This window comes from Burkholderia stabilis (assembly GCF_001742165.1).
In the GTDB taxonomy this organism is placed as follows: Bacteria; Pseudomonadota; Gammaproteobacteria; order Burkholderiales; family Burkholderiaceae; genus Burkholderia; species Burkholderia stabilis.
This window is the reverse complement of record NZ_CP016444.1, coordinates 241,395-260,365: the sequence shown is the minus strand read 5'-3', so window position 1 is coordinate 260,365 and position 18,971 is coordinate 241,395. Positions and strand designations below refer to the sequence as shown.

Genomic DNA, 18,971 nt, shown 5'->3' with positions numbered 1-18,971 from the left:
GCCCGGCAACGGCGGCGCCGCGTCACGTCGGGTCACGTCGTTTTCGGATAGCTGACTTCCATTCCCGCGCGGACGTCCTGCTGGATGCCGTACTGCGCGAACGGGTAGCGCAGCCCGTTCCTCGCCAGCGCTTCCATGCCCGCAATGGCCTGCGCCAGCGCATCCGGCGCCAGCGCCATCAGCATCTCGTCGTCCAGCACGCCGCCGTAACGGCGCTCCGCGTAGCACGGAATCGACAGGCTCGGCTGCCCGGTCGCCAGCGCCCGCCCCCACGAATCCGCGCACGCCGATTCGCCGACCACGCTCCAGTCGAAGCGCTTGTACCCCGACCATTGCAGCCCGTTGATGAAGTACATCATCGCGCCGGGCGTCGCGTAGAACAGTGCGATGTCGGGATCGATGCGGCCGGCCGCGAGCGGCGACACGACGAGCGCTTCGTACTTGCCGTCCGGCACGCAGTGCATCGCGGCCTGATGCGCGCGCGAATCGTCCTGCGTCGCATACCAGACGCCTGCCATCTGCTGGCCGGACGCCCACTCGGCATCCTTCGCGTGGCCGAGCCCGATGACCGAGCGGCATTGCGCGCCGACGAGATCGTCGGCCGTGATGCCGAGCGTGAAGCCCAGCCGCGCCGTTTGCCCGACGATCTGGTCCAGCGAGTGGATCGCCTTCGGGCGGCGCACGCGCGGGACGGCTTCCATGTCCTCGCGCCGTTCGAACAGCTTCATCCCGAACGGGATGCTTCTCAGCCTGAGCAGCCGTTCGAGGTCCGCCGACAGTTTCGCAAGCGCTTCATTCATGCGGGGTTTCTCCGGAATTCGCCGGGCCGTGCGCGGCGGCGCTGGCGGCCGCTATCGGCCGCTATCGGCTCTTCGCGCCGAGGCCGGATTGAATGGACATCGCGTAGGACAGCACGTCGTTCGGCGTCCACGGAAAACCGAGCGGTTTCAGGAAGCGCACGTACTGGCTGCCGCCGCCGATGGTCAACCCGGTCGCGACGACCGTCGAGCAGTTGCGTTTCAGCGTCTGCCACGATTGCATCGGCCCGAGGTACGGCATGCCGTCGCGCATCATCCCGAACGATTGCCACCAGTCCTTGATCGCGTTTTCATCGAGACCGTTCAGCGCGATCGTGTGGTCGGGGCGCTGGCGTTCGTCGCGCACGTCGTCGTTATAGGTCCGGTAGCGGAAGGCCGGCGCGTGGTAGATGTTGCCGTGCAGCTTCGACGGCGTTCGCCCGTTGGGCTCGGGCCACCACGACACGTAATCGCTGCCGATCGCCATCGACGCGTGGCCCCACGCTTCGTTCTTTCCGCGAAACGACCAGACATGAACCAGCACCATTTCGATCCCCTCGTTGCAGTGAACGGACGCCCAGTGTAGCGACCGTGGCCGCGCGCTTCAACACGACCGCGGGCGGCGCGCGCCGCGCTTATTCGACCAGCGTCAGCCGGCCGTCGCTGAGCCGCACTTCGCGTCCGATCCAGGCGGCATCGACGCGCGGCAGCACGGCCGACGGCTTGCGCAGTTCGCGCAGCAGCGTCGCACCGTGCGACAGCCGGCCGCCCATGCGCGCGATCACCGCGCGCGCGGCCTGGTATTGCGCGTGCCGGCCCGGATCGAGCGTGTCCTCCAGCAGGATGTCGTGGCCGAGCACGCCCTGCGTGTGGCCCGGATAGATCATGAAGCCGGCCGCCTCGTCGGCGCTTTCGCCGCCGTCCTGCCAGAAGCTGCCGTTGCGTTCGCGGCGCTCGGGATGGGGCGCGAACCACGCGTCGCGGTCGGCCGCCGGCATCGCGTGGTGCAGGCGGAAGAACACGCGCATCAGGTTGTCGCGATACCACTCGCGCACCTGCAGATACCAGCCGCGCATGCCGGGCGCGCCGAGCATGTGCAGCACGCGAATCAGCGGCGGCCAGCCGGGAAAGGGCTGCAACGGCAGGTCGGCGGCGGCGGGCCGTGCGGTACCCGGATCGGTTTCCCACGGCAGCCGGTGCGGGCTGTCGTCGAGCCGGCCGTATACCGTCGGCGGGCGTCCCCACAGTGCGCCGCCGCTGCTGGCCAGCGATGCCGCGATGCACAGATTGCCCTGCACGACGAACACGTAGAAGCGCGTGAACCAGTCGGCCAGTTGCTGGCCGTCGGCACGCTGCGCGACGAGCGTCGCGAGTTCCCGGTCGAAGCGCTGCAAGCCGCGCTCGAGCGTCGGCAGGTGCCCGCGCGCGACGCGCAGCATGCGCCAGAACACCGGCAGCGATCGCAGCAGGCGCAGTGGTTGCCAGCGCAACGGTGGCGTCGCGCCACCGATCTCGCCGCTGTAGTTGGCGGCCGATACGCCCCAGTCCGCGAGACGGGCGAGGAACAGGTCGTTGTTGATGTACGACGCGCCGCCGTACAGCGCGGTGAACGGTTCGTTGTCGCACAGCACGCGCGCGTCCCAGCGTGCCATGATCGCCGGGATGCTGCCCGCTGCGCGGCGTTGCGCATATTCGACCAGCCGGCTCGGCTGCGGCGGCAGGATCTCGGCGATGTTCGCGGAGGTCAGGTGCCGGTGCCAGCCGTAGCTGCTGATCGGGCGGTATTGCAGCAGCCACAGCCGGGTGCCGTCCCACGCCCATTCGACGTCGCCGGGCACGTAATGGAACGCGCGCAGCACGCGTTGCAGGAAGGCCCACAGCTGCGTCGCGTCCAGGCCGTGCGCGCTCGGGAACGTGCCGCTTTGCCAGGGCTCGCCGAGCCGGGAAAGGATCGCGCGTTGCGGGCTTGCCTGCCCGTCGGCGAGCGTTTCGAGGTGGCCCTGCACCCATTCGACTTCGACCGCGAGATGACGCACGAACGCGATGCCGGACAGCACGGGCGTGATGAAGCGCTGCACGACCGCTTCCTCGAGGCCGCCGTCGAGCAGCTCGGCCACGCGCGCGGCCGCCTGCGCTGCGGGGACGCGCAGGAACGTCGTATGCAGGCCGGCGTTCGCCGCATCGGCCTGGTCCTCGCCGTGGCTCGACGAGCGGATCGCCCACGCCGCGTCCGGCTGGCTCGCGAGAAAATCGGGCAGGCGCGGGTCGTCCGCGCGATTCAGCGACAGCGCGGGCGGCACGGGCAGGCCCGCCATTGCGGCGAGCGCGAGGCGCCCGCCTTTCGTGTGCGCGACGAAGCCCGCATCGCCGGCTTCGAGCCACTGCACGAAGGCCTCGGGCGCATCGATCCACGGATAGTGCCCCCAGCCGGGTTGCAGCGTGACGGAGAGGTCGGCGCGCGCGAGGATCGCCGACCACGCGGCGGCCTGGCGGACGCCGAGCACGTTGTCCTGGTCGCCCCACACGAGTTCGATGCGATCGGTGACCCATTCGAGCAGCGGCAGCGCGGTATCGGCGCGCACGAGATCCCAGTGCGGCAGGAATGCGCGGCAGCGCGCATAACCGTCGCCCATGCGACGGTACTGCGCGCGGGTCCAGGTCTGGTTCGAGAACTTGCGCGCGAACAGCGTCGGGTAGTGCGCGAGCAGCCAGTGGATGGTCTTGCGCAGCGGCCGCGGCGCCATCAGCTTCGGCAGGCGGCGCTCCCACAGAAACGCGCCGACCGGCGCGAGCAGCACGCTGCGGCCGAAGTGGCCGGGGCGCCGCTGCAACGCGTGCAGCACCAGCAGCGCATTCACGCCCACTGCCATGATCGCGTGGCCCGGCTCGGTCGCATCCAGCAGCGCTTGCGCGTATGCGGCGAGGTCTTCACAGGGCGGTGCGGGATGGTCGCCGAAGCCCGGCAGTTCCAGCGGCACGGGGCGGTAGTGTTGGAAGTGGGGCAATGCATCGTCCCACCAGTCGGCCGCGCTGCCGTTGCCGGCGAGGAGGTACAGGATCGGTTTGCTCATGGATGCTTCGTCGGTCGACGATCGTCGCGGTTGCGCTCGCCCGAGCGGGCGACGTCGGCGGTTGCCGCGGTGACCGATTTCTGCGCCGCGTCGTTGCAGGTCGTAGCGACTGCGTCGACAGGCGTTTCTCGGGTGGAATCGGCAAGCGGCCTCGGCCCGTTCTGGTTGTTTTGATGCGCGCATTCTACGCGAGTCGATTGGCGTGCATGACGCGCAAGCGAGCCACGCGGCATTGCGCCACCGGGCGGAAACGGGTCACGGATTTCGTGTGCAAACAGCCACGGTGCCGGAAACGAAAGCGTAACCGCTGCGCTTCACGCGTCGACGTCCTGGTCGGCGCGCGGTGTCTTTCCGGTCCAGCGCCGATACGCGTGCCGGAAGCTGCGCGGCTCGCTGTAGCCGAGACGCTCCGCGATCGCCGCGACCGTCAGCGTGTGATCGTCGAGCATCCGCACCGCTTCGTCGTGGCGCACCTCGTCGAGCAGCGCCTGAAACGTGATGCCGTCCTTGTCGAGCCGCCGGCGCAGCGTGCGCTCCGTCAGGTGCAGCGCGTTCGCGAGCGACGTCATCGACTTGAAGCGCGCCAGGTCGCGCGCCATCAGCTCCTTCGCGCGATCGGCGAAGCGCGTGCCGACCGACGCGGCCCACTGGCGTTCGAGCGCTTCGCACTGGCCGTGCAGCGCGTTGAAGCTCACTTCGTTCGCGAGACGTGGCGCTTCCGTGCCGTTCACGGACGTGAACACGAGACGGTTGTCGCCGGCATTGAACACGACCTTGCAGCCGAAGTGGCGCGCGTAGTCGGCCGCGTTGCGCGGCGTGCGGCGCGCGAGATGCAGCTGCTCCGGCCACACCGGCTTGCCGACGAGGTCGGACACGATCAGGCGCAGGCTCGACAGGCACATGTCGACCTGGAACACCTCGAGATCGGGCTCGCCGTTGTAACGGCCGATCGTCACGCTCATGCCCTCCGCATGCGCGTCGGTGCGCACGTCGAAATACAGCCCCATGAACAGCGGAAACTGGCTCATGCACCGGAACGCCTGCATCACCGAGCCGCTGATCAGCATCGCGTAGCCGGCGAGCCCGAGCGTCGACACGTGCAGCCGCGCGCCGATCGACAACCCGATCGACGGCACGCCGCTGCATTGCAGCAGGTTGCGGAAACAGCGCTGCTCCTGGCCGCGATTCACGTGCAGGTTCGGCGACGCGACTTCGTCCGCGCCGAGCCCGGTGCCCTCGAGCAGCGCGGCGCCGTCGATGTGCCGCACGCGGCACTCGTCCAGCGCGACCGCGATCGCGTGGACGGTGGCGGGAATGTCCTCCTGGCGTCCGGCGGGACGCGCGAGGCCGAGCGACGAACGCAGGCTGCGTTCGGCCCGGCTCTGGTTTCGATGGGAGCGGCTATCCATGGGGCTGACGGGGCGACGGGTTCGCGTAGAACATAGCCGGAATGTCCGCGAAACGCCAGTGCGGCGCTGCATCATGCACGACCGGCCGGCGCGACGCGCGGCAATGCGTCCGGAAATATCCCCCGATTACGTCCGCTTTTCTCATTCGTCCTCGATTTTTTGGCGCACCACACTTTCTTCCAATCGTGACACGCCGGCCGTGCCGCGCGAACGAGCGTTGAAGTCATGGAAGCCACCTACGTGAGGACAGCATGGACAACGACAGGCCAGGTCGATCCGCATCAGTCGCCGCGATGAATGACATCGGGACGCGCATGCATCGAGACGACGCGGACGGACGCCGCAAGCCGCATCTGCTCGGACTCTCGACGCTGGTGATCTTCGGCCTCGCGTACATGCTGCCGATGACGGTGTTCACGACCTACGGGCTCGTGACCAGCGAAACCAACGGGCATCTGACGGCCGCGTACGCGGTCACGCTGGTTGCGATGCTGTTCACCGCGCGCAGCTATGGCCACATGGCGCGGCTGATGCCGAGCGCCGGGTCGGCGTATACGTTCGCGAGCCGCAACTTCGGCACGTCGGCCGGCTTCATGGTCGGCTGGGCGCTGCTGATGGACTACCTGTTCATCCCGATGATCAGCTACCTCGCGATCGGCATCTACATGAAGCAGCTGTTTCCGCTGGTGCCCGCGAGCGTGTGGATCGTCGCGAGCATCGTGCTGATCACCGGGCTGAACATCGTCGGCATCCGGCTCGTCAATCGCGTGAACCTGATCCTGATCGCGAGCCAGCTCGTGTTCATCGCGATCTTCGTCATCGCATCGGCGCGGGTCGCGGCCGGCGAAGGGCTGTCGCTGGCGGTCGCGCTGCCGGCATCGGGCGATGCGAGTGCGATCTTCGCCGGCTCCGCGATCCTGTGCCTGTCGTTTCTCGGCTTCGACGCGGTCACCACGCTGTCGGAGGAAGCGCGCGAGCCGCGGCGCACGGTGCCGCGCGCGATCCTGTTGTGCACGCTGGCAAGCGGCTTGCTGTTCATGCTGATCGCGTACGTGGGGCAAGTGGTGTTTCCCGACTGGCACGCGTTCAAGGATCTCGATTCGGCGAGCCTCGAACTGATGCGGCGCATCGGCGGCGGCGCGCTGTCGGCGCTGTTCGTGGCGGTGTACGTGGCCGGCTGCTTCGCGAGCGCGATGGCCGGACAGGCGAGCGTGACGCGCGTGCTGTTCGCGATGGGCCGCGACCGGGTGCTGCCCGAGCGCGTGTTCGGCCACCTGCATGCGCGGCTGCGCACGCCGGTGCGCGCGACGCTCGCGGTCGGCGCCGTGTCGCTGTCCGCGCTGTTCATCACGCTCGATCTCGCGTCGACGATGATCAGCTTCGGCGCGCTCGTTGCGTTCGCGATCGTGAACCTGTGCGTGATGCGCAGTTATCTGTGCCGCGCGGAAAACCGTCATGTCGCCGGCTGGATCACGTTCGGCGTGATGCCGGCGATCGGCTTCGCGATGAACGTGTGGCTCTGGTCCGGGCTGTCGCGCCAGACCTTCTACGTCGGCATCGGCTGGCTCGTGCTCGGGCTCTGCCAGCTCGTGTGGCTGACGCGCGGCTTCACGCGCCCGGCGCCGACGCTGTCGATGAATTGAATGACCGGCCGGCGGATGCCGGCCCTGAAACCTGAAGGAGGAGTGACCCATGAACGCTGTTGACGTCAATCTCGATGCGGACCTGCAGGCGCTCGGCAAGCGCCATCTGCTGATGCACTTCACGCACGCCGATGCGTATCGCGACCACGCGCTGACCGTGTTCGACCGCGGCGAAGGCTGCTGGCTCGTCGATCGCAACGGCAAGCGCTATTTCGATGCGCTGGCCGGTTTGTACTGCGTGCAGGTCGGCTACAGCCACGGTGCGGAAATCGGCGACGCGATCCGCGAGCAGATGGTCCGGCTGCCGTTTGCGACCAACTGGGGCTATGGCCACGAACCGGCGATCCGGCTCGCGCACAAGCTCGCGGCGCTCGCGCCGGACGGGCTGAACCGCGTGTTCTTCACGTCGAGCGGCTCGGAGTCGAACGAAGCGGCGATCAAGCTCGTGCGCCAGTACCACCAGTCGCGCGGCGAGCCGAATCGGCGCAAGTTCATCGCGCGTCGGGTCGCGTATCACGGCACGTCGTTCGGCGCACTCGCGCTGAACGGGATGACGAATTTCCGCAAGCATTTCGAGCCGCTGATGTCGGGCGTGCGGCACGTGAGCAACACGAAGCGCTACGGCCGCCCGATGGGCGAGACGGAAGCGCAGTTCACGCGCCATCTGCTCGACGAGATCGAATCGCTGATCATCCAGGAAGGGCCGGACACGGTCGCCGCGATCGTCGTCGAGCCGCTGCAGAACGCGGGCGGCAGCCTGACGCCGCCGGCCGGCTACGCGGCCGGGCTGCGCGACATCTGCGATCGCCACGGCGTGCTGCTCGTCGCGGATGAAGTGATCTGCGGGTTCGGCCGGCTCGGCGAATATTTCGGGTCGGCACGCTACGGGCTGAAGCCGGACGTCATCACTTTCGCGAAAGGCATCGCGTCGGGTTACGTGCCGCTCGGCGGCGTGATTGCGAGCGATGCGGTCGTCGATACGATCCTCGACGGCCCGCAGCAGATGTTCCTGCACGGCGCGACGTACGGCGGTCATCCGGTCGCGTGTACGGCCGCGCTCGCGAACCTCGCGATCATGGAGCGCGAAGGCGTGCTCGCGAACGTGCGCGACAACGAAGCAGTGTTCCGCCAGGCACTCGACGCGCTGCTCGAACTGCCTTGCGTGGGCGACGTGCGCGGCGACGGTTACCACTATTCGCTGGAACTCGTGACCGACAAGGCCGCGCGCAAGTGGGCGGCCGGCATCAGTGCGCAGACGTTCGTGTCGACGCTGCTCGCGCCGGCGATCTTCGACGCGGGGCTGCTGTGTCGCGCGGGCGTCGATCACGAAGGCACGCCGATCGTGCAGTTCTCGCCGCCGCTCGTGATGTCGCGCGACGAGATCGTATGGTTCGTCGCGCAGATCCGCGACATCCTCGTCGATACCTATGCGCGTGCGACGCGCTGAGCGCCGCGCCGGCATCCGTTAAAACAGGAGTATTCGATGCGAACGTCACAACAGTCCTATATCGGCGGCGAGTGGCTCGATCCGGCCGGCGCGCAGCCGATCGACGTGATCGATCCGGCCACCGCGCGGCCGTATGCGCAGCTCAGGATCGGCGGCGCGGCCGACGTCGATCATGCGGTCGGCGCGGCGAAGCGCGCGTTCGATACGTATTCGCGCTGGCCGGTCGACGAGCGCGTCGCGCTGCTGCGGCGCGTGCTCGAGATTTACCAGCGCCGTTACGAAGAGGTCGCGCAAACGATCAGCCAGGAGATGGGCGCGCCGATCGCGTTCTCGCGCGCGATGCAGGCCGCGGTCGGAACCGCGCATCTCGAGCAGACGATCCGCGCGCTGCAGTCGTTCCGGTTCAGCACGCAGACCGATTCGCTGCTGGTGTCGCACGAGCCGATCGGCGTGTGCGCGCTGATCACGCCATGGAACTGGCCGATCAACCAGATCGTGTGCAAGGTCGCGCCGGCGCTCGCCGCCGGCTGCACGATGGTGCTCAAGCCGAGCGAGATCGCGCCGTTCAGCGCGATCCTGTTCGCGGAGATCCTGCACGAAGCCGGCGTGCCGCCCGGCGTGTTCAACCTGGTGCACGGGTACGGGCACGAAGTGGGCGATGCGCTGTCGCGGCACCCGGATGTCGACATGGTGTCGTTCACGGGTTCGACGCGCGCGGGCGTCGAGGTCGCGAAGGCGGCGGCCGAGACCGTGAAGCGCGTGCACCAGGAGCTCGGCAGCAAGAGCCCGAACCTGATCCTGCCCGACGCCGACATCGAGGACGCAGTCACGCGCGGCGCGCGCAGCTGCTTCAGCAACAGCGGCCAGTCATGCAATGCGCCGACGCGCATGTTCGTACATGCCGACCATCTGGCGCGGGCCGAGCAGGCGGCGCGCGAGGAGGCGGCGCGTACCGTGGTCGGCGATCCGCGCTCGCCGGAAACCGGCATCGGGCCGGTGGTGAGCCGCACGCAGTTCGACCGCATCCAGCATTTCATCCAGCTCGGCATCGACGAGGGCGCAACGCTCGTCGCCGGCGGCCCCGGGCGGCCGGACGGGCTCGGCGACGGGTTCTACGTGCGGCCGACGGTGTTCTCGAACGTCACGCCGGGCATGACGATCGCGCGCGAGGAGATCTTCGGGCCGGTGCTGTCGATCATGACCTACCGGACGGAGGACGAGGCCGTCGCGCTCGCGAACGATTCGGTCTACGGGCTCGCGGCCTACGTGCAGTCGAAGGACATCGAGCGCGCGCGCAGGGTTGCGGCCCGGTTGCGCGCCGGCAATGTCCACATCAACTACCCGCCGTGGAATCCTGCCGCGCCGTTCGGCGGCTACAAGCGCTCGGGCAACGGGCGCGAGTATGCGGAGTTCGGCCTCGTCGAATATCTGGAGACGAAGGGCACGACGGGGTACGCTTGAGCACCGGGCGCGCTCGCCGCGCCTTTTCATCGATTGCGAGGAATTCGACGATGCAGGTTCTGGAGATGACCGGGGGCATGGGCGGCGCGGCCGCGATTGCGGAGGGCCGCGCGCGATGAAGATCCTGATCGCCCGGATGAACCACGAGACCAACACGTTCTCGCCGGTGCCGACGCCGCTTGCCGCGTTCGGCCGCAACGGCCCCGACTGGGGCGACGACGCGTATCGCGCGAACCACGGGATGCGTACCGCGATGGCCGCGTTCCTCGACGCGGCCGCGCGCGAAGGCGCCGAGGTCGTGACACCTGTGTCGGCTGCGGCGAACCCGAGCGGGCCCGTCGCGGCCGATGCGTATGCGGCGATCTGCGACGCGATCGTCGCGGCCGCGCCCGGCTGCGATGCGGTGATGCTCGACCTGCACGGCGCGATGGTCGCCGAGCAGAGCGCGGACGGCGAAGGCGACCTGCTCGCACGTGTGCGCGCGGCGCTGCCCGACGCACCGATCGCGGTCGCGCTCGACCTGCACGCGAACGTCACGCAGAAGATGATCGATCACGCGGACGTGATCGTCAGTTTCAAGACCTATCCGCATGTCGACATGTATGAGACGGGCGAGCATGCGGCGCGCGTGCTGTTCGATCGGCTCCATGGCCGTGCGCGGCCCGTGCTCGCATGGCGGCAGCCGCCGCTGATGACGTCGACGCTGCGCAGCGCGAGCGCGGAAGGCGCGATGCGGCGCGCGGTGGAGGCCGCGCGCGCGGCCGAGGCAGACGGGATGCTCGCGGTATCGGTGCTGCCGGGCTTTTCGCTCGCGGACATTCCCGCGCCCTGCATCAGCGTGGTCGTGGTGGCCGATGGCGATCGGGCCGCGGCCGATGCGGTGGCCGAGCGTATCGCGCGGCAGATCTGGGATGAGCGCGACGCGTTCGTCTACCGCAGCGCACCGCTGGTGGAATCGGTTGCGCAGGCTGCGGCGCTCGCGCGCGGCGCGGACCGCCCGGTGCTGATGCTCGATCACGGCGACAACTGCATGTCGGGCGGCCCGTGCGACACGATGGACCTGCTCGAAGCCGCGCTCGCGCACGGGCTCGACGGCATCGTCAGCGGGCCGCTGTGCGACCCGCAAGCCGTCGCGGCGCTGATCGATGCGGGCGTCGGCGCGACCGTCACGGTGCCGGTCGGCAACCGGCTGCCGTCGCACGGCGGCGTGCGGCGCGAGCCGTTTCGCGCGACGGGCATCGTGCGCGCGCTCACGGACGGCGAATACGTGATTACAGGGCCGACGTATACGGGCCAGCGCGCGTACATGGGCCGCACGGCCGTGCTCGACATCGGCGCGGCCACGCTGGTCGTCACCGAGCGCACGCAGGAGCCGTGGGATCTCGGCGTGTTCGAGAGCGTCGGCGTCGATCCGCGCCGCGCGCGCTTCCTGCTGCTGAAGTCGCGAATGTATTGCCGGCCCGTGTTCGTGCCGATCGCGGCCGCGCTGGTCGAATGCGACAGCCGCGGCGTGACGGGCTCGGACTACGGGCTGTTTCGCTACGAGCGGCTCGCGCGGCCCGTGTATCCGCTCGACGACGTCGCCCGGTGGGAGCCGCGCGCGCGACCGGCGGCCTGACGAAGCGGGGCGCGAGACGCCGGGTTCGCGCGCTTTCGGGCATCATGCGATGGCGCCGGCCCGTCGAGCAGCAGGGTCGGGCAATCCATTGCGTACGCAACCGATCCGGAGAACCGACCGCCATGCATTCGAATCCTTTCCGCCAGCGCAGCGCGCGCCTGCTCGCCGCGCTGACCCTCGCCACGACGGCCGTTGCCGTGCACGCCGCCGACTGGATCGTGTCCGGCAACGACGGCAAGTACCAGCGCGTCGAGGGCCGCGACACCTTCCCGGCCTCGCCGCCCGCCGACACGCTGACGCTGCTCGACGCCAGCACGTTCCCGCCGAAAGTCGCGCTGCAGGTCGACGTCGAGAACGGCATCCAGGGGCCGCCGCAGGCCGTCGCGATCACACCCGACGCGAAGCTCGCGCTCGTCGGCGCGCCGACGCGTTACGACACGGCCGCGAAGCAGCTCGTGTACGACACGTTCCTGCAGGTCGTGAAGCTCGACGCGGCACCGCCTACGATCACGCGCATCGAGCTCGGCACGCATCCGCAGGGGATCGCGATCGATCGTGCGGGCCGGCTCGCACTCGTCGCGAACGTCGACGGCAGCGTATCGATCCTGCGCATCGACGGTGCGCAGGTGACGCTCGACGGCAACCTGAAGATCGGCAAGAAGCGGCTGGCGGGGATCAGCTTCACGCACGACGGCAAGCATGCGCTCGTGTCGCTGCGCGACGAGCAGGGTGTCGCGGTGCTGAACGTCGACGACGGCAAGGTGACCGACAGCGGCACGCGCCTGAGCACGGGCGTCGCGCCCTATACGATCGACGTGTCGAGCGACAACCGCTGGGCCGTCGTCAGCAACGTCGGGCTCGCGGGGCTGCCGGGCTATACGGGCACGCTCGCGGGCGACGCCGATTCGATCGCGCTGATCGACGTGTCGCACGTGCCGTTCCGCACGGTCCAGTATCTGACGGTGCCGTCGCTGCCGGAAGGCGTCGCGATTTCGCCGAATGGCAAGTGGATCGCCGTGCAGGCGATGGACGGCTCGAACCTGACGCCCGACAATCCGGGCCGCCACAAGATCGGCAAGGTGCTGCTGTTCGAGATCCGCGACGGCCAGGCCGTGAAGACCAGCGAGGTGCCCGGCGGCGAAGCCGCGCAGGGCATCGTGTTTACCGCCGACAGCCGGCACGTGATCGTGCAGTTCAACGTCGAGCGGCAGCTTGCGCTGTATGCGGTGGAAGGCGGCAAGCTGCGCGATACGGGCAAGCGCATCGCGCTGACGGGCGGGCCGTCTTCGTTGCGGACGCTGCCGCGCTGATACGCGTCGCATCGCGTCGGCACTGACGTACGCGCCGGTGCGCGTATCCATCGATTCACGCTCATCCCCGAGGTCATGCGGCGCCCGGATTCACCGGGCGCCTGTCGATGCATGACCCTCTCCCGCGCCGCTGCAACGCAACAAGCGGCGGCAATTTGTACCCAAAGCCACTTAACTCCCGTTTGTTTAGTTAAACAAACTGAAAATTCGGGAAACTTCCTGTAGTGAATAAACAGCCGCTGCGGCACTGTAAGCGCCTGGGAAGCATGTGACATTCCCGGATGCAGGAGGAGGGCGGCAGCGGTCGACGCCGGACGATTCGTTTTAATTAACAGCACTAAACGAAAAATGAAAAATCCAACACTCTTGATCGTCGCTGCACTGATCAGTGCAGCGCTTGCCGCGTGTGGCGGCGACGATGTGAACGGCGTCGCGAAGACCGCCAGTGGCCCGGGAGATACGCCGGCGACGTCCGGGCCTTCGCAGCCTTCGCAGCCTTCGCAGCCGTCACAGCCAACCCCGCCTGCGCGCACCAACATGCAGTTGACGCAATTCGTCAACCCGCTCATCGGCACGCAGGTCAATTCGGATTCCGGCTACGCGGGCAACGTGAGCCCGGGCGCAATGGTGCCGTTCGGCATGGTGAACTTCGGGCCGAACACGCCGCGCTACAACTTCAACGGATCGGGCGGTTACCTGTCGTCGGGCGGGTCGGGCGGCACGATCGACTTCTTCAGCGTGACCCACCTGAGCGGCGTCGGCTGCCCGGGGCAGGGCACGGTCGCGATGCTGCCGAGCGACGCGGCGAAGGCGGTCGCGTCGGGCGGCAGGCCGACCGGCGTCGCGTACAACTATGCGGATGAAACGGCCCAACCCGGGTACTACAAGGTCCGCCTCGCGAACGGCATCGTCACGGAGCTGAGCGCGACGGCCCGCTCCGGCGTGGCGCGCTTCACGTACACGGACAAGGACAAGGGCTTTTTCTCGATCGATGCGAAGCTGAACGGCAACAGCGATTCGGGCAGCACGAAGGTCACCGCGAACAACGTCGCGCTGGCGCTCGCGAGCGACGGCAAGTCGATGAGCGGGCAGGCCGTGGCGCCTGCGTTCTGCACGCCGTACGGCACGGTGTGGAACGCGCCCGTGTATTTCTACGCGACCTTCGACAAGCCGCTGCGCAAGCAGGCGGGCACGTCGTCGGTGAATACCGCCAGCAACGGCGCGGCGACGCTGCAGTTCGACCTGACCGATGCGGACAGGACCGTGACCGTGAAAGTCGGGATTTCCTCCGTCAGCGTCGGGAACGCGCAGGCCAACCTGAAAGCCGAGGGCGAGAAACTCGCGTTCGACGATGCGCGCGCAAACGCGACCGGCCTGTGGAACGACCGGCTCAACACGATCCAGATCGACCAGGCGGCGAATCCCGCCGCGCTGAACGCGACGCAGAAGGCGAACCTCACGAAGTTCTATACCGCGCTTTATCACGTGTTCGGCACACCGACGCTCTACAGCGACACGAACGGCGAATTCCGCAGCATGCGCCAGCCGAGGAACGCGAACGGCGGCTTTCCGACATCGGTCGACCAGACCGGCGCCATTCCGTCGCGCGCGACGGCGAAGGTCGGCGACTACGCGTTCCGCCGCGCCGACGGTTCGCAGGGCGGCGCCGGCAATCACTACACGGGCTTCTCGCTGTGGGATACGTACCGGTCGCAGACGCAGCTGCTGGCGCTGCTCGCGCCGAAGGAAACCAGCGACATGATGCAATCGCTCGTCGTCGACGGGCTTCAATGCGGCGCATTCCCGCACTGGGTCGACGGCAGCGACGATTCGACGCCGATGGCGGGCGACAACGCGCTGAACGTGATTGCGGGCGCCTACAAGTTCGGCGCGACCGATTTCGATCTGGTGTCGGCCGCGCGCCTGACGAAGCAGTCCGTGTTCGATCCGTCGAGCGCATGCAACGACCGCGCGAGCGCGCCGGGGCTCCCCAATTTCCTGACCGCCCACTACCTGTCGCAGGGCGATGACGGTCACTCGTCGTCCGCGACGATCGAGCGCGTGCTGAGTGACCGTTCGGCGGCCGCATTCCTGCAGGCGCTGCCGGCCAGCGTGCTGAACGCGCCGTCGGTCGGCGTGACGCCCGACAACATCGGCACGCTGTACACACGGGCGTCCTGGTGGCGCAACATCTTCGACTACACGAACCAGGTGATCGCCGCGCGCAATGCACCGCCGGCCGGTTCGGCGCCCGGTACGCTGGGCACGCTCGTGCAGGGTTCGTTCCACGAATCGACGGAGCCGAACTACTTCTGGACCTTCGCGCAGGACTGGTCCGCGCTGATCGACGCGATCGGCGGCAAGCAGGCGGCCGTCGCGCGGCTGAACAGGCTGTTCGCGATCACCACGCCGTTCTCGACCGTTCCGGGTTCCGGCGACCTGAACGGCGGCGAGTCTTCCGACACCCTGTACATCGGCAACGAGCCGTCGTTCCAGTCGCCGTGGGGCTACAACTGGGCCGGCCAGCCGAGCGGCGCACAGTACGTTCTCCCGATCATCATGTCGAAGGCGTTCACGACCGACCGCGACGGGCTGCCGGGCAACGACGACATGGGCGCGACGTCGAGCTGGTACGTGTGGGCGGCGCTCGGCATGTTCCCGGTGATTCCGTCGGAAGCGGGGCTCGCGTTGTCCACGCCGCAGTTCAGCGGGATCACGGTTTGGTTCGGCAACGGCAAGACGCTGCGGCTCGAAAGCGACAAGCAGGTCGCGATGGACGACTCGGGCCATCCTTCGTTTGCGTATATCCAGTCGCTGAAGGTCAACGGTGCGGATTACGCGGGTTCATGGCTGCCGCTCGGCACGATCGCCAACGGCGGGACGATGAACTACGCGCTGTCCGCTGCGCCGACGCAATGGGCCGCCGCCGACAACCTGACGCCGCCTTCCGGGCCGAACGCCGACTACACGCGGATGACGGCCGGCGTCTCGCCAACCGCGACGCGCCTGCGCCAGGCCGGCGTGCGATGAATGCGACCGGGCGGGCGCACGGTTTCGCACCGGGCGCCCGCCCGCGACGATGACGACGCAATCAGGGAGGCAACCCATGACGTCGAAAGAACGCCGGAAATTCCTGTCGTACAGCGCCGCACTGGTCGGCACGGGCTGGCTCGCGGGCTGCAATGGCGACATCGATTCGCCGTTGCCCGGCACACCGGGCGGCGACGGTCCCGCGACGGTCACGCCCACCTTGCCCGGCGTGCCGGGCGACCCGGAACACAGCCTGCTCGCCACGCAGGAACTGTCGGAACACTGGGCGTTCGCGCCTGCGAGCAGCCTGTCCGGCGCCGGCGGCGCGCAACTGTCGAGCGGGGCCGGCGTCACGGGCATGGTGCCGGCGACGGTGCCCGGCACCGTGCTGAACAGCATGATCGTCAACGGCAAGTATCCCGATCCGTTTTACGGCCGCATCGTCACGGACACCATTCCCGATACGTTGAAGGACACCGACTACTGGTATCGCACGACGTTCGCGGCGCCGGCCCGGCAGCCGGGGCAGCGGCTGTGGCTGAATTTCGACGGCGTCAACTATTGCGCGGAGATCTGGCTGAACGGCGCGCTCGTCGGCCGGCTCGAAGGCGCATTCAAGCAAGGTTCGTTCGACATCACGCGGCTCGCGCCGCAGGCGGGCGGCACGGCCAATCTCGCGGTGCGCGTCGTCAAGCTGGATTTCTCGGAAGGGCCGCTGCTGCCGAGCTACAAGAGCGGCGTCACGCGCGGCGGGCGCAACGGCGGCCCGACCGGCGTCACGCTGACGAACGGGCCGACGTTCTTCTGTTCGGCCGGCTGGGACTGGCTGCCGACGATCCCCGACCGCAATCTGGGTATCTGGCAGCCGGTGTCGTGGTGCACGACCGGCGCCGTGCGCATCGCGGCGATCAACGTCGCGCACACGCTGTCGGCCGATCTTTCGCGGGCGGAGCTGCGGCTCGATCTCGAACTGGACAACGGCGCCGGCGTGGACCTCGTCGCGACCGTCGTCGGCACGATCGGCAACGGCGCGCCGTTCCGCCACGACATCGCGATTCCCGCGTCGAGTACGACGCTGAAGGTGTCGCTCACGTCGTCGGACATCGCGGCGCTGTCGATCACGCAGCCGCGTCTGTGGTGGCCGAACGGGTACGGCGAGCCGAATCTCTACGCGGTGACGGTCGGCGTCGAAGTGGCGCGCAAGCTGTCGGACCAGCGTGCGCTGAACATCGGCCTGCGCCGCATCGACTATGCGCGCGATATCGGGCTCGGCTCGCAGTTGAGCATCACGGTCAACGGTTTGCCGATCCTCGTGATGGGCGGCAACTGGGGGCTCGACGAAGCGCTGAAGCGCATTCCGCGCGAACGGCTGTTCAACCAGGTGCGGCTCCATCGCGACGCGAACCTGAACCTGATCCGCAACTGGAACGGGCAGAGCACGAGCGGCGATTTCTTCGATGCGTGCGATCGCTACGGGATACTCGTGTGGCAGGACTTCTTCTTCTCGACCGAAGGAAACGGCGCCGGGCCCGCGAACGTGCCGCGCGACCTCGACAACATTCGCGACGTCATCGCGCGCAACCGTTACCGTCCGTCGATCCTGCTCTGGTGCGGCGGCAACGAAGGCTCGCCGCCGGCGGCGGTCGTCAAGGGGCTCGACGCGCTCGTCGCCGAGCTGGACCCGCAGCGCCTGTGCCTGACGAGTTCGGCGGGCGATACCGGCGCCGGCGCGGTGAACGGCTATTCGTCCGGCGGCCCGTACAACTGGGCGTCGCCGCAGGCCGCGTTCGGCCGCGGCTACGGCACGACGCAGGTCGCTTTCCACAACGAAGTCGGCTCGCATTCGATCCCGACGCTCGAATTCGTCGAAGCGATGCTGCCGGCCGGTTCATATGAATGCCCCGACGACTTCTGGGCCGATCGCGACATGAACGGCAACGGCGCGGGGTACTGGCAATACGGGATTTCGGACAGCGGCGGCGCCGGCTACATCGCGATGACGGCGCTGCGCTACGGGGCGATCCGCAATCTCGCGGACTTCGTGCGCAAGGCGCAGATGATGAACTACGAATGCATTCGCTCGATCTACGAGGCGAATGCGGCCGTGATGATCGGCCCGGTCGCCGGGAAGATCACGTCGCCGGCCACCGGCGTGATCATGTGGATGACGAACCCCGCACAACCGAGCTTCGTGTGGCAGATGTACAGCCACGATCTCGAGGAGCACGCGTCGTTCTTCGCGGTGCGGCACGGGTGCCGCCGCGTCAATGCGATCCTCGATGCGCAAACTGCCGACGTGACGATCGCCAATCACACGGCGGCGGCCGTCACCGGCCGCGTCGAGATGCACGTGTACAACCTCGACGGCACGCTGAGCAGCCGGACCACCGCGGATGTCGGCGGCGTCGCGAAGGCGTCGTATCGCGTGGTGGCGAATCTGGCGTCTGCCATGGCCGCCGCGAAGTCCGACGTGTGCATTGTGTCGCTCGCGCTGGCCGATGCGGGCGGCAATCCGCTCGCGGAGAACATCTACTGGCGGCAGCGTGACGGCGGCGATACCGCCTACACGTCGCTCGACACGATGCCGGGTGCGGCCGTTTCCGTCAGCGCGACGTCGACCGAGGCCGACGGCACGACGACGCGCATCACGGTCGACGTCGCCAACATCGGCGCCGCAGTCGCGCTGATGACGCACCTGCAGGTATTCGATCCGTCGACCGGCGCGCGCGTGCTGCCCGCGTTCTACAGCGACAACTACCTGAACCTGGTTCCGGGCGCGAAGCGGCAGATCACGATCGACCTGCCGCATGCAAGCGGCGCGCCGATGTCGCGCGTCGCGCTGCGTATCGACGGGTGGCGGCTCGATCGTCCGAACTGCAAGCTGGGGCTCGGCGGCGTGCCGGTCGTTTTCAACGAGCGTGCGCTGGCGGTCGATCAGGCAACACCGACGTTCGCGACCTGCTGAACGCGCGGCGGCTCATGATGCGACGCCGCGTGTGCGGACGCAGTTACGGCCGCAGCAGATCGAACCCGCCGAACACGACGACACCGCTGAGCACGATCATCGCAACGGAGTGCTGGCCGAAGTAGAGAATCGCGGCGGCGAGCCACGTCGTGATGCAGAAGGCGCCGATGCGGGCCATCGTGTGTTCCTCGAATGCGTGATGAATTGCGCGCCGCACGGC

12 protein-coding genes are annotated in these 18,971 nt (G+C 68.2%); 7 read left to right on the top strand and 5 right to left on the bottom strand.

The genetic code is table 11. The features are described from left to right. Positions 1-32 precede the first annotated feature (32 nt). From BBJ41_RS33770 to BBJ41_RS33755, 4 genes are all read right to left on the bottom strand, one after another. Positions 33-800, bottom strand: a complete 768-nt coding sequence (locus BBJ41_RS33770; RefSeq protein WP_069750681.1) for a DUF169 domain-containing protein — start codon at positions 798-800, stop codon at positions 33-35. 61 nt (positions 801-861) lie between these two features. Continuing rightward, on the bottom strand, positions 862-1,344 hold the full coding sequence (locus BBJ41_RS33765) for a hypothetical protein (protein ID WP_069750680.1): 483 nt from the start codon (positions 1,342-1,344) through the stop codon (positions 862-864). Between the two features lie 88 nt (positions 1,345-1,432). After that, positions 1,433-3,868: a PEP-utilizing enzyme gene (locus BBJ41_RS33760; protein WP_069750679.1), complete on the bottom strand. Its 2,436-nt coding sequence runs from the start codon at positions 3,866-3,868 to the stop codon at positions 1,433-1,435. A 314-nt stretch (positions 3,869-4,182) separates the two neighbouring features. Continuing rightward, a complete protein-coding gene (locus BBJ41_RS33755; RefSeq protein ID WP_069750678.1) occupies positions 4,183-5,277 on the bottom strand; it encodes an AraC family transcriptional regulator in 1,095 nt (364 codons plus the stop codon). A 251-nt stretch (positions 5,278-5,528) separates the two neighbouring features. Here BBJ41_RS33755 and BBJ41_RS33750 point away from each other — a divergent pair, with 251 nt between their 5' ends. The 7 genes from BBJ41_RS33750 (at position 5,529) to BBJ41_RS33720 (ending at position 18,751) form a co-directional block, all read left to right on the top strand. After that, positions 5,529-6,920, top strand: a complete 1,392-nt coding sequence (locus BBJ41_RS33750) for an APC family permease (RefSeq protein ID WP_069750677.1) — start codon at positions 5,529-5,531, stop codon at positions 6,918-6,920. A gap of 49 nt (positions 6,921-6,969) precedes the next feature. Further along, complete coding sequence (locus tag BBJ41_RS33745; RefSeq protein ID WP_069750676.1) at positions 6,970-8,367, top strand: aspartate aminotransferase family protein; 1,398 nt, start codon at positions 6,970-6,972, stop codon at positions 8,365-8,367. A 36-nt stretch (positions 8,368-8,403) separates the two neighbouring features. Then, on the top strand, positions 8,404-9,828 hold the full coding sequence (locus BBJ41_RS33740) for an aldehyde dehydrogenase family protein (RefSeq protein WP_069750675.1): 1,425 nt from the start codon (positions 8,404-8,406) through the stop codon (positions 9,826-9,828). 115 nt (positions 9,829-9,943) lie between these two features. Then, the gene (locus BBJ41_RS33735) at positions 9,944-11,446 is read left to right on the top strand and encodes a M81 family metallopeptidase (protein ID WP_069750674.1); all 1,503 of its coding nucleotides are present in this window, start codon (positions 9,944-9,946) and stop codon (positions 11,444-11,446) included. 122 nt (positions 11,447-11,568) lie between these two features. Beyond that, positions 11,569-12,756 (top strand): beta-propeller fold lactonase family protein, encoded by a 1,188-nt coding sequence (locus BBJ41_RS33730; RefSeq protein WP_069750673.1) that lies wholly within the window; start codon positions 11,569-11,571, stop codon positions 12,754-12,756. A gap of 537 nt (positions 12,757-13,293) precedes the next feature. Then, entirely contained in the window at positions 13,294-15,786 is a 2,493-nt protein-coding gene (locus BBJ41_RS33725; protein ID WP_175984638.1) for a GH92 family glycosyl hydrolase, read from the top strand. A gap of 76 nt (positions 15,787-15,862) precedes the next feature. Then, a complete protein-coding gene (locus tag BBJ41_RS33720; RefSeq protein WP_069750671.1) occupies positions 15,863-18,751 on the top strand; it encodes a glycoside hydrolase family 2 protein in 2,889 nt (962 codons plus the stop codon). 43 nt (positions 18,752-18,794) lie between these two features. Here BBJ41_RS33720 and BBJ41_RS41950 read toward each other — a convergent pair whose 3' ends face one another. Continuing rightward, complete coding sequence (locus BBJ41_RS41950; protein WP_006767081.1) at positions 18,795-18,929, bottom strand: hypothetical protein; 135 nt, start codon at positions 18,927-18,929, stop codon at positions 18,795-18,797. Positions 18,930-18,971: the final 42 nt, after the last annotated feature.